Origin of the sequence: Brevibacillus laterosporus LMG 15441 (assembly GCF_000219535.2) — a bacterium.
Classification (GTDB): Bacteria; Bacillota; Bacilli; order Brevibacillales; family Brevibacillaceae; genus Brevibacillus_B; species Brevibacillus_B halotolerans.
This window is the reverse complement of sequence record NZ_CP007806.1, coordinates 3,197,691-3,211,202: the sequence shown is the minus strand read 5'-3', so window position 1 is coordinate 3,211,202 and position 13,512 is coordinate 3,197,691. Positions and strand designations below refer to the sequence as shown.

At 42.8% G+C, this 13,512-nt stretch carries 16 protein-coding genes and 1 riboswitch; of the genes, 11 read left to right on the top strand and 5 right to left on the bottom strand.

Annotation, left to right across the window (positions count from 1 at the left end; genetic code table 11):
- Nucleotides 1–59 precede the first annotated feature (59 nt).
- Nucleotides 60–965 (top strand): LysR family transcriptional regulator, encoded by a 906-nt coding sequence (locus BRLA_RS13755; protein WP_003336006.1) that lies wholly within the window; start codon nucleotides 60–62, stop codon nucleotides 963–965.
- Between the two features lie 53 nt (nucleotides 966–1,018).
- Nucleotides 1,019–2,020 (top strand): lipoate--protein ligase, encoded by a 1,002-nt coding sequence (locus BRLA_RS13750; protein ID WP_003336007.1) that lies wholly within the window; start codon nucleotides 1,019–1,021, stop codon nucleotides 2,018–2,020.
- A gap of 193 nt (nucleotides 2,021–2,213) precedes the next feature.
- Here BRLA_RS13750 and nadE read toward each other — a convergent pair whose 3' ends face one another.
- The 5 genes from nadE to BRLA_RS13725 form a co-directional block, all read right to left on the bottom strand.
- Entirely contained in the window at nucleotides 2,214–3,041 is an 828-nt protein-coding gene (nadE, locus tag BRLA_RS13745; RefSeq protein ID WP_003336008.1) for an NAD(+) synthase, read from the bottom strand.
- A gap of 146 nt (nucleotides 3,042–3,187) precedes the next feature.
- Complete coding sequence (locus BRLA_RS13740; RefSeq protein ID WP_003335352.1) at nucleotides 3,188–4,066, bottom strand: IS3 family transposase; 879 nt, start codon at nucleotides 4,064–4,066, stop codon at nucleotides 3,188–3,190.
- Nucleotides 4,063–4,371 (bottom strand): transposase, encoded by a 309-nt coding sequence (locus BRLA_RS13735; protein WP_003335353.1) that lies wholly within the window; start codon nucleotides 4,369–4,371, stop codon nucleotides 4,063–4,065. The genes BRLA_RS13740 and BRLA_RS13735 overlap by 4 nt, the downstream gene beginning before the upstream one ends.
- Nucleotides 4,372–4,503: 132 nt before the next feature.
- Entirely contained in the window at nucleotides 4,504–6,267 is a 1,764-nt protein-coding gene (locus BRLA_RS13730) for a UbiD family decarboxylase (RefSeq protein ID WP_003336009.1), read from the bottom strand.
- A 140-nt stretch (nucleotides 6,268–6,407) separates the two neighbouring features.
- The gene (locus BRLA_RS13725) at nucleotides 6,408–7,001 is read right to left on the bottom strand and encodes a GNAT family N-acetyltransferase (protein WP_003336010.1); all 594 of its coding nucleotides are present in this window, start codon (nucleotides 6,999–7,001) and stop codon (nucleotides 6,408–6,410) included.
- A gap of 538 nt (nucleotides 7,002–7,539) precedes the next feature.
- On the opposite strand from BRLA_RS13725, the gene BRLA_RS13720 reads away from it, so the two are divergent.
- The 9 genes from BRLA_RS13720 to BRLA_RS13680 all read left to right on the top strand — a co-directional run bounded on the left by BRLA_RS13720 (nucleotide 7,540) and on the right by BRLA_RS13680 (nucleotide 13,327).
- Nucleotides 7,540–7,896 (top strand): hypothetical protein, encoded by a 357-nt coding sequence (locus BRLA_RS13720; protein ID WP_003336012.1) that lies wholly within the window; start codon nucleotides 7,540–7,542, stop codon nucleotides 7,894–7,896.
- A gap of 116 nt (nucleotides 7,897–8,012) precedes the next feature.
- A riboswitch (TPP riboswitch) is annotated at nucleotides 8,013–8,122 on the top strand.
- A 316-nt stretch (nucleotides 8,123–8,438) separates the two neighbouring features.
- Nucleotides 8,439–9,128 (top strand): thiamine phosphate synthase, encoded by a 690-nt coding sequence (locus BRLA_RS13715; protein WP_041752610.1) that lies wholly within the window; start codon nucleotides 8,439–8,441, stop codon nucleotides 9,126–9,128.
- An 88-nt stretch (nucleotides 9,129–9,216) separates the two neighbouring features.
- Nucleotides 9,217–9,432: a sulfur carrier protein ThiS gene (thiS, locus tag BRLA_RS13710; RefSeq protein ID WP_022586779.1), complete on the top strand. Its 216-nt coding sequence runs from the start codon at nucleotides 9,217–9,219 to the stop codon at nucleotides 9,430–9,432.
- A gap of 3 nt (nucleotides 9,433–9,435) precedes the next feature.
- Nucleotides 9,436–10,212, top strand: coding sequence for a thiazole synthase (locus BRLA_RS13705; RefSeq protein WP_003336017.1), 777 nt, complete (start codon nucleotides 9,436–9,438; stop codon nucleotides 10,210–10,212).
- The gene (thiE, locus tag BRLA_RS13700) at nucleotides 10,209–10,892 is read left to right on the top strand and encodes a thiamine phosphate synthase (RefSeq protein ID WP_003336018.1); all 684 of its coding nucleotides are present in this window, start codon (nucleotides 10,209–10,211) and stop codon (nucleotides 10,890–10,892) included. Before BRLA_RS13705 ends, thiE begins: the two co-directional genes overlap by 4 nt.
- A gap of 27 nt (nucleotides 10,893–10,919) precedes the next feature.
- The gene (tenA, locus tag BRLA_RS13695; protein ID WP_003336019.1) at nucleotides 10,920–11,609 is read left to right on the top strand and encodes a thiaminase II; all 690 of its coding nucleotides are present in this window, start codon (nucleotides 10,920–10,922) and stop codon (nucleotides 11,607–11,609) included.
- Nucleotides 11,609–11,947 carry an ABC transporter permease gene (locus BRLA_RS13690; RefSeq protein ID WP_003336020.1) on the top strand — a complete coding sequence of 113 codons (339 nt, stop codon included), beginning with the start codon at nucleotides 11,609–11,611 and terminating at the stop codon, nucleotides 11,945–11,947. Before tenA ends, BRLA_RS13690 begins: the two co-directional genes overlap by 1 nt.
- A complete protein-coding gene (locus BRLA_RS13685; RefSeq protein ID WP_003336021.1) occupies nucleotides 11,935–12,309 on the top strand; it encodes an ABC transporter substrate-binding protein in 375 nt (124 codons plus the stop codon). The genes BRLA_RS13690 and BRLA_RS13685 overlap by 13 nt, the downstream gene beginning before the upstream one ends.
- A gap of 109 nt (nucleotides 12,310–12,418) precedes the next feature.
- On the top strand, nucleotides 12,419–13,327 hold the full coding sequence (locus BRLA_RS13680) for a hypothetical protein (protein WP_003336022.1): 909 nt from the start codon (nucleotides 12,419–12,421) through the stop codon (nucleotides 13,325–13,327).
- Nucleotides 13,328–13,512: the final 185 nt, after the last annotated feature.

Sequence of the window (13,512 nt, the reverse complement as noted above, 5' to 3'; positions counted from 1 at the left end):
TTTGGTGCTGAGATAAGAATAAGGAAGGAATAAACGAGCCAGAGGAGGAGTTCTGATCCATGAATTTCGATTCCCTACGAATTTTTGTCAAAGTAGTAGAAAAACAAAACTTCTCCCGTGCTGCTGAAGAGCTTAATCTGTCGCAACCCGCGGTCAGTCTACATATTCGCAATTTAGAGGAAGAATTTGATACTAGCTTTATTATTCGTTCCCCAAAGCATGTGAGGGTGACTAGAGCAGGAGAACTTTTTTATCAGAAAGCCAAACAGATTCTCTATGCCGTAGATGAAACCCGATTGGAGCTGCAAGCCCTCAAGCAAGAAGTAAGCGGCCTCCTTTCTCTTGGTGCAAGCTATACGATTGGGGAGTATTTCTTGCCGAAGCAATTGGTTATGTATACCAAGGAGTATCCAAAGGTACAGACGCAGGTAAAAATTAATAATACTAGAGAAATCATTGAGGCGTTAATTGATGAGAAAATCGATGTAGGATTAATTGAAGGGTCAATCAGTAGCTCTGATGTGGATGTGCAGGTTTTTATGGAGGATCAATTGGTGCTACTTGTTCCAAACGACCACTCTTTGGCACGCAAAAAGGTTGCAACTCAGGCTGACTTAGAGAACCAAGTATGGATTTTTCGTGAGTTTGGGTCAGGGACACGTGAGCAAAGTGATCAAATTATCCAAGAGCTAGGGATACAAGTAAAGCGTTATTATGAGTTTAGTAGCAGCCAAGCAGTTAAGGAGGCGGTAATGGCCGGACTGGGCCTGTCAATTGTTTCTGGATTGATTGCGAAACGCGAGGTTTTTTTGAAGGAATGTAAAGCGCTTGCTATCAGTTCAAATTCGCATAAACGTCTTTTTTCGCTCATTACAAAAAAAGGTAGACCGAAAAGTAGGGCGGCTCAATTTTTCGAAGACATGATATTGCAATCTCCAGAGCTTGAGCAACAGAGTAAGAGATGAGATAATAGAGTGAAAATCATTCTTACTGACAACTGGCACTGGAGGGCATCAACATGAAATTCATTGACAATCAAGGCATTACAGACCCACGAATTAATCTAGCTATTGAGGAATATGCCTTAAAACACCTGCCGGCAGATGATGATTATCTGTTGTTTTACATAAATGAGCCATCCATTATTATTGGTAAAAACCAAAACACGATCGAGGAAATTAACGCGGATTATGTGGACGAGCATCAAATTCACATTGTCCGCCGTTTATCAGGTGGTGGTGCGGTTTATCATGATTTAGGTAACCTAAACTTTAGCTTTATTACCAATGACGATGGCAAGTCCTTTCATAACTTTAAAAAGTTTACGGAACCAGTTGTGTTCGCTTTGAAGGAAATGGGAGTAGAGGCTGAATTAAGCGGACGAAACGATATTCAAGTCGGTGAACGTAAAATTTCGGGCAACGCTCAATACTCCACGAAGGGACGCATGTTTAGCCATGGTACTCTCTTATTTGACTCTGAAATGGAGAATGTAGTAGCAGCGTTGAAGGTGAATGCTGCTAAAATTGAATCGAAGGGTATCAAGTCAATCCGTAGTAGAGTTGCTAATATCACAGAATTTTTACAGAAACCAATGACTATCGAAGAGTTTAAACAACAAATTTTACACTCCATCTTTGCTCAGGGTGAAGTAAGTGAATACGTGTTGACTGAAGAGGATTGGAAAAACATCCATGAGCTATCCAAGGAACGCTACCAAAATTGGGAGTGGAATTATGGAAAATCACCGAAGAGCAATTTCCAACAAACCAAACGTTTTCCGGTAGGAACGATTGAGCTCCGCCTTGATGTGGAGAAGGGAAAAATCAAACACGCAAAAATTTATGGCGATTTCTTCGGAGTAGGGGAAGTATCTGAAATTGAGCAAAAGCTTACCGATATTCCGATGGAGAAGAAAGCGATCCGTGAGGTTTTGGAGTCACTTCATTTGCCAACCTATTTTGGAGCTATTACGGTCGAGGAATTATTGACGCTGTTTTTTGACCATGACAACGAATAGCAAATCACGATATTCCTATTCAGGATGCATGTTATAAAAAAATAAGGTGATGATTTCGCCTGTTTTTTTGTTTTTGGTTTTTGTAAATGAAAAGCAGGCTAGCAGCATCAATCTGCTAACCTGCTTACATCATAAGCCTTTAGGTATTCGGATAGGGCAAGCATCGTTTGCCCTCCCAGCTATGTAACTAGCTTTATTTTTCTTCCTTCCACCATGTATCAAATGGCGTAACGGGAAGATGGCGTTTGTGTGCTGTACGAAGGTAACGCTGATCAATTTTTTCAGCAATCTCGCTTGGAACAGATTTCCCTTCCAAGTAATCGTCTAATTGCTCATAGGACATGCCCAGCGCTGTTTCATCAGGTAAAAGTGGTTTATCATCCTCAAGATCTGCTGTAGGTATCTTGGCATAGAGAGATTCCTCTGCACCAAGAGCTTGTAATACCTGTTTACCCTGACGCTTGCTAAGGCCTGTGAGAGGTGTTACATCACAACCACCATCTCCGAATTTAGTGAAAAAGCCGGTAACCGCTTCAGCCGCATGGTCTGTTCCAATCACTAATAGTTGGTAGTGGGCGCCTAGATCATATTGAACCTTCATACGTTCGCGTGCTTTAATGTTTCCTTTAAGAAAGTGAGATAATTGTTCTCCAGTAGCTTCCTCAAAGGCTTGTACGGAAGCATCTACAGCTGGTTTTATATTAACCGTAACCGTGCGATCGGGTTTAATGAAAGCGAGCGCACGCTGGGCATCATCTTCATCCTGTTGAACTCCATATGGCAATCGAACAGCGATAAAGCTATAATCCTTACCAGTTTCTTGGCGAATCTCATCCACGGCTAATTGGGCGAGACGACCTGCCAATGAAGAATCTTGTCCACCACTAATTCCAAGTACATACCCTTTGGTGTGCGTTGCAAGCAGATATTGCTTTAAAAATTCCACTCTTGATCGTATCTCTTGCTGCGGATCGATGGTCGGTTGCACATCCAGTTCCGCTTGAATTTGTTTTTGTCGCATGCTTATCCCTCCATTGCTCCGACTATCTTCTTTTATATTATATGGGTTTTCCTTGTAAAGTAAATCTGGCAATAGAAAAACCTCCTTCCTCTGTCATCTGAGGTGATCTTACCCCTGTCAAGTAGACAACTTTAAACAAGCCCCATCTAGGCAGCCTGAGTTCGGTATTCTATCGGACTCAGGTTTTTTAATCGAGATTGAAACCGTTGCTGATTATAGAAATTAATGTAACCGTGGAGAGCTTCTTCCACTTCTTTATCTGTTTGAAACGAATGAAGATACAAACACTCTGTTTTTAAATGCCCAAAGAATCCCTCAATACAGGCGTTATCTAAACAGTTACCTTTTCTAGACATACTTGCTACGATTTTATATTTCTGAAGGAACTGGTTATACTGCTTTGAGGTGTACTGATATCCTTGATCACTGTGTAGGAGGACTCCGTTTACATCCCGCTTTTTAAGCGCTAATTTTACGGTATCCATTACAAGCTGTAAATCATTACGTTTGCTTGTTTTGTAGGCAACAACTTCGTTGTTATACATGTCGTATATGACCGACAGATAAAGACGGCGACCATTAAATAGTATGTAGGTAATATCTGTAGCCCATTTCTCATTTGGCCGTGAGGCGTAAAAATTTCGATTCAGCTTGTTTTCGGAGATAACAACCTTCTCTTTGCGCCCAAAGAATTTTCGTTTTTTACGGATTAGCGCTTGTATCCCAAGTTCCTTCATGATGCGATACACACGTTTATGATTGACTTTTAGTCCGTACCTTCTAAATAACCACACTTTTATTCGGGGATACCCGTAAATGCCTTTGACCTCTTGATAACACTCCATGATCATTCCTCTTAATTTTTCATTTACCAATTGTTTTGAGGTGGGGTGTTTCTCATGAGAAAGCCACTTGTAAAAACCACTACGAGATACTTTCGTAATTTTACACAATAAAGTAATAGAATACTTTTTAGACAATTCTTTAATAAGCTCGAAAAAACAGCGTTTATCTTTCGGTTTCACCTCTTTTCTAGACCTAGCCACTTTTTTAAGAATTCGTTCTCTGCACGTAATCGAACTATCTCTTCCTCCGTACTCTCTGGCCTTGTTCGTGGTCTTCCTCTAAGAGGATTTTTTGTTCTCCCGCGTTTTTCATCTAGTCCCTGTATACCTTCCTTTCTATAATGATCAACCCATCTTCTTAAAATAGAAGGGTCACTAATGCCGAGATCCCTTGTAAGTGTTTTGTACCCTTGTTCACCGCTCAAATAAAGCTGTACGGCTTTTAGCTTAAAATTCTTTGAATATGTTTTTCTAATTTTCCCCATAAAAAATTCCCCTCCTAGTTAATACAGTAAGGGGTCTTGCTTCTTACTGTCTACTAAAAGGGGATAATATCAAGGTAGGAGGTTGTCTATTTCCTGTACGCCGATCTAGAAGCGGCACACAAGGACTATTACTTACAGATGAGGAAAGTATTCTTTCCAACGTCTGCTGACCAGTTTGTCAATGTCTGGACGGGTTTCGACTTCTGCTGGATAGAACGGCTTCATACGAGCATCTACGATTAATGGCCCTTCATAACGGATTTTATTGCGTACGATAGTTGATTTGGCATATAGATCGTTTGCTGGATCAAAGCGCGTAAAGACTGTCCAGAGGAAGCTGCTTTCCTTGCGAGAGATTGCAGCGTCATCAACGATACAAATCATAGGCCAGTCCGCTACATGTTCATTGGCATAAGCGATCAAATCTTCCCCTATTTGCGGGGCATCTTCAAATTTTGGTCCTGAAATTACGAGACAGCCTGGGCAAAAAACCTCTACATGAGGAAAACGCGGGATGTCCGGCCCGTTATAAGTGTGTAGCAGGTCACGAACAGGATCGCCAATGCCGAGCATTACCCCTTTGCTACCATGATTAAATTTGCGTCCTGTATAATCAAGTGTATCGTTGGAGGTATCGTTGACAATCAGTAGATCACGTTCCGGTTGGAAACGAGCTAACACGATCTCTAAAAACTTACTGAACTGCGATAGGTCACAATGCACATCCGTTACCATCAAAAACTTAGTTAATGTAAGCTGACCTTCCCCTAGAATTCTAAAGGCATGGGCCATTGCTTCTTTATAGTAGCTTTCGCGTACGATTGCTCCTGCTAATGCATGGAAGCCGGTTTCCCCATACGTCCAAAGAGCCTTCACTCCAGGCATAACCACAGGGAAAAGCGGTGACAGCAGACTTTGCAGGTATTCACCAATAAAGAAATCCTCCTGGCGCGGCTTACCAACCACCGTAGCTGGATAGATGGCATCTTCCCTGCGCCACATTTGCTGCACATGGAAGACAGGGAAGTCGTGAGCTAAGGAATAATAGCCAAAATGGTCGCCAAACGGTCCTTCTGGTCGGCGAACATGCGGAGGGACAATACCGCCAAACACGAATTCTGCTTCCGAAATAATTTTATGTGGATGATTATCTACATCGGTCATTCCTAGCTTTTCTCCCATTAAGAGAGAGGAGAAAATAAGCTCCGGAACCATCTCCGGTAATGGAGCAATAGCAGAGACAATCAAAGCAGGTGGTCCGCCAACTGTCAGGGTTATCGGCAAAGCACGGTTACGTTTTTCTGCCTCATAATAGTGGAACCCACCACCTTTATGAATCTGCCAATGAATACCCGTAGTATTTTCATCATATAGCTGAATACGATACATCCCCAGATTGTGTTCTTTACTAACGGGATGCTCTGTGTAGACAAGTGGCAATGTAACAAACGGTCCCCCGTCTTCATGCCAGCTAGTAATAGCCGGTAGTTCATGTAAATTGACATCAGTTGTATGTACCTGAGCGACAGGAGCATTTTTTAACGATACGTTTTTCGTACCTGTTTTCATGACACTTAATAAAGGATCACGTAATCCCCAAAGGGCAGAGAGCTTCGGGGGCATCAGCTTGTCCATGTTACTTACTAATTGCTGAATGATCTTTTCTGGCTTTGGTCCGAATGCCATATCGACCCGTTCACGGGTTCCAAATAGATTGGTTACAATAGGGAAGCTTTTCCCTTTAACATTTGTAAAAAGAAGGGCTGGGCCTTGTTCATCAATGACTCGACGATGAATTTCTGCCAATTCCAAATATGGATCGACAGGAGTATCAATCTGCAATAATTGTCCTTCATCGCGAAGCTGTTGGATAAAAGTTCGTAAATTTGTATGCATGAAAAGAGGTCACCTCATAATCTATCATCGCTTGTTGATCTCTATTCTTAACTGTACACGAACTGGTTGCATTGATCTAGCCTAAGATTGTACAAAATGAGCGAAATGGGGAGGTTTTTTTCAAAGAAGGGTGTACTTTTCTATGAGTAACGTTGCATCATAAGGGCCAGCTTCTCTTTTACCTGAGGCCATTCTGAATCAATGATCGAAAACATAGCAGTATCACGGACATAACCATTGGCCAGACGCATATGCTTGCGGAGCGTGCCCTCATAGGTAGCCCCGATTCGCCGAATAGCTCGTTGTGAGTTTTCGTTGCGAGAATCGGTTTTAATTTGAACGCGAACGCATCCGAGATGTTCAAAGCAATGGCTTAGCAACAAATATTTACATTCCGTATTCACGCCTGATTTCCATACGCGTGGAGTAAGCCAGGTTGAACCAATTTCTAAGTGATCATCCTTACTTGAAATATTCATAAAACGAGTAGTACCAATAATGCGTTGGGAGGAACGTTCCCTAATGATAAAAGGAAATTCTACTCCTGCATCCTTTGCATCGTATGCTTTTTTAAAATAGGCTTTCCAGTCCTCATTTGTAACCATTGCCTTCGGTAAAAAGGTCCAAATTTCGGGAAAGCTTCCGACCTGCTGAAGCTCTGCTTCGTGTTCTGGCTGTAGCGGTTCGAGTACCACGAAAGTTCCTTGTAGTGGAATGGGAGTAATAACAAGCATGTAATTGGCCCCTTATCTATGTGAAAGTTCTGAATCCTTTTTTCTATCATCAGATTAAAAGGTATTCAGCAGAGAAGCAACTCATTTTTTAGGAGTGCTGTACGTTGATAACTGGATGATTTAGGGGAGAGAAATCCACCTCCATGTGTAACTTTCACTCACATCGGGGAAACTAAGCCGAACAATCGGGAGGTGAGTCAAACCATGTCCAGCAAGAACAACAAATCTAAAAACAAGGCGAAAAACAGAGGGAAAACGCTAGATACCAATGACCAAAACAGTAACATTCGCGATAATGGAAATACGCATAAAGCATAAATGTGTGTAAAACAGCAAGGTCCCCTTTCTAGAGAGAGAAGGGGACTTTGATTGTATACATGAAAAATGTTATTTTTGTAATAGAACGATTATTTTGATTTGTATTCAATGTACAGTATGGCAAGGCTAGAACTGGGCAAAATGCCACCTAGAGGAAACATTCATGCTATAATAAAAATAAATCTACGGCAGATAGATGGGAAGAGACGGAGGCATACTTGTGGAAGACTCAATGATGCACCTACATGCAAACGAAGTAGTTCTTAGCACACAAGCATTTTTAATCTTGTGCCGTTTGTATGATAGTTTTTACGATGAATTAAGACAGCATGAGCAACTAAATGAGGTGGCTGAGAAGACAGCGGCGATTTTATTAGATGGCGTTGAGGCTTTAAAAGAACAGACGCAGCCGCCTAAACAAGTGGTGATGGCTTTAGATTTCTCCAGTTTGTTTTTAGTAAAAAAGCTGGTAGAACAAGCATATCGGGAAGTAAGAGAAGTACCGGAGCAGGCCAAGGCTCTGGGATGGTTAGAAGAGTGTATGCAGGCAATGAATAAGGGAATGATTACACACTGATACGAGGCAGAATGATCTGGTGTGAACAATGAACGAGAATTTTTCTAAAGAAAATCTATCTGTTTACAAATAAGTAGTGACGTGGTACTGTAAAAGCGAATTCAAAACTTTATAACTTTGTACCGAGCGGGGGCCGAGCTGTCGGCTGAGATTGTAACACGATGCGTTACTGACCGTTGAACCTGATCTGGTTAATACCGGCGGAGGAAGAGGGCAACCGAGAACAGAGTGAAGATAACTTTGTTCTTTCAGATGCATACGAAACCATCCGCTACGGGTGGTTTTTCTTTTTATAAAAAACAACCTGTAGCTGTTTACAGTATGGATCAAAAAAGCAGTAAGCTACTAAAGATTATCAGCTTACGAACAGCTAGTTCAGCTTAGCCTCCGCTATCTATTTCGGTACTATCCGAAAAGACAGCGGAGGCTTTTTTGATGTCAGGCCATGAATGGTCCCAACTAGATCGGTCAGCTATAGAGGTTCGTTTCAAACAACAAGAAACAAGGCATATGCGAATGTTTTTGCGAAAGGAGTTGAATTTTTGCGAGCACGCTCCCTTCATCTCATTACCACAGGGCGTCAAGCTCTCAGAGAAGTGTTGCCCATTATAGAGAAGGCAGACCAAGCAGGAGTAGATTATCTACACATTCGGGAAAAGCAGCGGACAGCAAGGGAATTAGCTGAATGGATCAGGCTCTTGTCGGATGTTTTTCCAAGGGACCGAATCATCGTAAATGACCGTGTGGATGTAGCAATGACTTATCATTGCGGCGGTGTACAGCTTGGACAGCAAAGTCTGCATGCCAGCTTGGCAGGTCGTATGCTGGCCTCCCATCAATTGCTGGGTTGTTCGGTTCATAACGATCAGGAATGCTTGTCGGTACAATCGTTACAACCCTCTGACCAGTACGATTCATTGACAGAACATAATTTCGTACCAAGCCGTCCTCCAACCTTTGTGATAGCGGGGCATGTCTTTGTGACGGAATGTAAGCCCGGCGTAGAACCGCGTGGTCTTCCCTTTGTAACGCGAATGCGGAAACTGTTAGCTCCTAGTATCTCACTACTTGCGATAGGTGGCATAACTCCGCATCGTGTTAAGGACGTGATAGCGGCTGGAGCGGATGGTATTGCTGTAATGTCGGGGATCATGCAGTCAGCACAACCGCAAGAAAGGATGAAAGAGTACCGTGATCAGCTTGATAAAACAGCAGAAAATGCTATCCAGTAGCTACTCTATTCGATTTTTGCTTAGGCTACGCCAAACGCTGGAAAAGATAGGCGAAAAAACAATCACACAAGAAACGAGGTGACCGTTTTTGCACGCTAGCACAGTACAGATTCAGGTTAATGGGAAAGCAACAAGTGTAGAAAAAGATACGACAGTGGAGCAATTGCTTGTTCATTATGGATTGGAGCAAAGAATAGTGGTTGTTGAGCACAACCAAATCATCCTTGATCGTTCCAGCTATGCCCATACAGCCATAATGGATGGGGATCGCATAGAAATAGTTCATTTTGTTGGAGGAGGATAATCGATGACGGATACGACTTTACGAATTGGAGAGTATGAATTTAGCTCACGTTTTTTAATTGGTACCGGGAAATTTCGTGATTTGGAAATTCAGCGAGCAGCAGTAACGATCTCTGAAGCGCAAATTATCACATTTGCGGTACGTCGTTTAAATTTGGAAAAAGTAAACGAGCCTATCTTTTTAGAATCGCTTGACCTCTCAGCGTATACACTGCTCCCCAATACAGCAGGAGCAACCACCGCAGAGGAGGCTGTACGTATTGCACGTTTAGCAAAAGCGAGCGGATTATGCGACATGATTAAAGTGGAAGTAATTGCAGACCAAAAAACGTTACTGCCCGATCCAATAGAAACTCTGCGAGCATCTGCTTTATTGGTGGAAGAAGGCTTCACTGTTTTAACCTACACCAATGATGATCCCATTCTCGCGCGAAAGCTACAAGAAGTAGGCGTTCATGCTGTAATGCCCGGTGCCTCCCCAATTGGCTCTGGTCAAGGTATTCTTAATCCTCTGAACCTTAGCATCATGATCGAAGAGGCGACAGTTCCCGTCATTGTAGATGCTGGAATTGGTTCACCCTCAGATGCGACGCAAGCGATGGAGCTAGGTGCAGACGGCGTATTATTAAATACAGCAGTTGCGTTAGCAAACGACCCTATACGAATGGCAGAAGCAATGAAGCTAGCGATTCAGGCTGGACGAAAAGGCTTTTTAGCAGGACGCATTCCTCGAAAACGCTATGCTTGTGCTAGTAGTCCGATAGAAGGAATGCTGACATGAAGCTGGCTCGTCTCGCTCTTTTATCTCAAAAGTGGAGTATCTATTTAGTAATAGGTAGTCAAGATTGCGGGAACTCCGTTGAAAACATGTTTCGTATCTTGACAGAGGCACTTCAAGCGGGAGTCGGATGCGTTCAGTGGCGGGAAAAAGGAGCAGGCTCCATCAGCGATGCGATTCAAAGAGAGCAAATTGCGATCCGTATGAAAAAGCTATGTCATACATACGATGCCATTTTTCTGATTAATGATGATGTGAGCTTGGCTTGCAAGGTTCAGGCTGACGGGGTGCATGTAGGACATGAGGATATGCCGTTTGCCCAGGTTAAACAATTAGTTCCTCCTGAGATGATCATTGGAATATCAGCCGGCAATATAGAGGAAGCTCGGATCGCTCTTACATATGGAGCTGATTATTTAGGGGTAGGGCCTATGTATACATCGAAAAGTAAAACGGATGCTGGGAAGCCAATCGGCCCCAATGGACTTTCCGCTATTCGCAAATTTGTAGGAGGGTACCCCATTGTGGCTATAGGTGGAATTAAGCCAGAACATGTAAGTTGCTTGCGAAAAAATGGAGCCGATGCTATCGCGGTCATTTCAGCTATTACACAAGCACCTGATACCAAAAAAGCCGTTCAGGATTTTATTTACCATGTTCATAAAAATCATAATTATACATGAGTTCGCATAAAAGGAGGCTGTACGCCGATGAATACGCGAGAAATAGAAATCGCTTCTTTTACAGAGCTTTTATACGCAGAAGCAAAGCCGATTTGGGAAAAGACGCATCTTCATCCTTTCATTACTGGCATTGCTAATGGGAATTTACCGATCTCTGCATTTATCCATTACATGAAACAGGATTATCTCTTTTTACAGGAATATGCAAAACTATTTGCGATTGCGAGCGTTAAGACAGCGCGTTTAGACTGGAGCGGTCGATTTGCCCAAATCATGACATCAACACTACAAGAGGAGATGTCCTTGCATCGGGGATACGCTCAACGACTAGGCATTTCCCAAAGTGAATTAGAAACGGCCGAACCATCATTCGTCATGCTTGCCTATACAAGCTATATGCTACAGATCGCTCACCAAGGTAGCTTAGGAGAAGGACTGAGTGCTTTGCTTCCATGCATGTGGAGCTATCAGGAAATTGGGAAAAGATTAGCACAAAAAACGGGGGTAATCGATCATCCGCAGTATGGCGAGTGGGTGCGGATGTATAGTTCTGATGAATTTGCCAACTCGACGGACTGGCTGAAAGGTGTACTTAATGAAATTGCCCGTGACAGTAACAAACAGGAGCTTGCTCGGATGAAACAGCATTTTATCGCTGCTTGCAAAATGGAGTATTTATTTTGGGATATGGCTTATCTAGAACAGACATGGCCGTAATGCAATGGAAAGGGGGGCAAAAAGTCACACAGGAGGTCTGGAAAAAGAATCGGCATATCGGATGGGTTCTCGCTTCCGTAGGTACTTTCCTCCTGTTATGGGAAGCAAGTTGTCGCTTGCTTGAGCTACCTGCATTCATTTTGCCAGCGCCTTCTCTTATTGCCGTTGCGCTCTGGGAGCTACGCAATCAGTTATTGACGACACATCTGTGGATTACATTACAGGAAGCGTTGCTAGGACTAGTGATCTCTATAATCGTAGGGACAGGAATTGCCATATGCATGCATCTTAATGAGAAAATGAAAAAGATCATGTTCCTGTTCGTTTGTTTAGATTGACTGATGATGGTGTACCCAGCTATTATGAATTGGTGTTGGTCACAAGTGATCAGACGGCAACAAAAAAACGGGAGGCGCTAGAACGCTTCCAGCAAGCGATACAAAAAGGGCAGGCTTATGTTGCTTCTCATCCGAAAGAAGCACTGGAAGCACTTTTACAGCATGAAGCCACAGAATTTCCTTTAGATAGAGAGATTGAACACAAAAGCCTGAAGGTCTTACTTCCTTTGATGGATGCTAAGGGTCAACCTTTTGGTAGTCAGGATACAGCCCAATGGCAGGAGGTCATTGACTGGATGGCTACTAAGAAGCTCATTTCTAAGACTTTCTCAGCTCAGGAGATTCTTCCAGTAGTAAAATAATGTATAATAAGAAGAAATGAATGAGAAAGCGCCTGTTCATGGCGCTTTTTCTAGTCTGTTCACTATGGAATTTCCAAGGAACAAGAGTAATTATGGGGGGTACATCATTTTGAAAAAAAACATCTATCACATCGGCTATGAGCGAGTATCCAGACGCGAATTACTGGAGCGTTTAGACATAGAAGATGGATTCATGTTGCAACATGATCGCCTCCATCCTGTTGATGCAGATAAAGAAGAAGTGGCGCCAGAGTGTGAGCAACATCAGATATTGGTTCGCTATCAGCACCGACCAAGCGAATGGATAACTTTTAGTGGTACGTATCAAATCCAAACAAGAGAACCAATACCTTGGATTGATGCACCTTTAGAATATCATTTATTTGGTGAGCAATTAATTCCAGGTAATTATCGACGGGAAAAAGCACCACAAGCCCGCATACCAGCCCGAACAAAGCTACAAATCACGGCTATTCGCGATGGAATAGTATACGTTATGATACCCAACCATCCGTCTAGGCGATATGAGATGAAGCTGGAGGATGCTCGATTTGCCCGCCATTTTCCTACAGAGCTAGAAATGCGATTGCAGTATTACTCGTTTCCACCCCATCCAGACATTTTAGTCGATTGGCTATTGCAGGAGGGAAGGAAACGTGGCATGATAACTCGCTTAAATGGAGAGCATACAGAGCGCACTGCTTTTGAAGTTTGGGATGATCTGCGTAAGGAATACTCGTTAAGCGTGAGCGCAGCGATTTTAGCGATTAAGCAGGCATTGGTCGTCATGGATAGGGCCGGAGTGGAGGCGGATTTTCCTAACCCGGTTAAAAGTGCCGATATTTCTAGCTACAGTGAAGAAGAGCGAGATGCCTTTTTTTCTTATCAGACCGTACGTGCGGCGCTTGCTGCTGTCTCAGCCTTGCTAACCATCGACCCGATGGATCAATTGCAGGATCATTTATTGATGGATGTAATGCTAGAGCAACAACAAAATCGACGTTCCTCTAAGGAATAACGAAAGCATTCATGCAAAGGGAACATATGGATTGCGACAAAACAAATAGAACCCCAATCTGAATGTATCGATTGGGGTTCTTGATTTTACATGCGAGCATAGATGCCTTGCTTGCTGCGTTACAGTATCATAGGAATTGGGCGTTTGATAGGCAAACTTTTTTACTCCATTTTCCACCAAAAGAT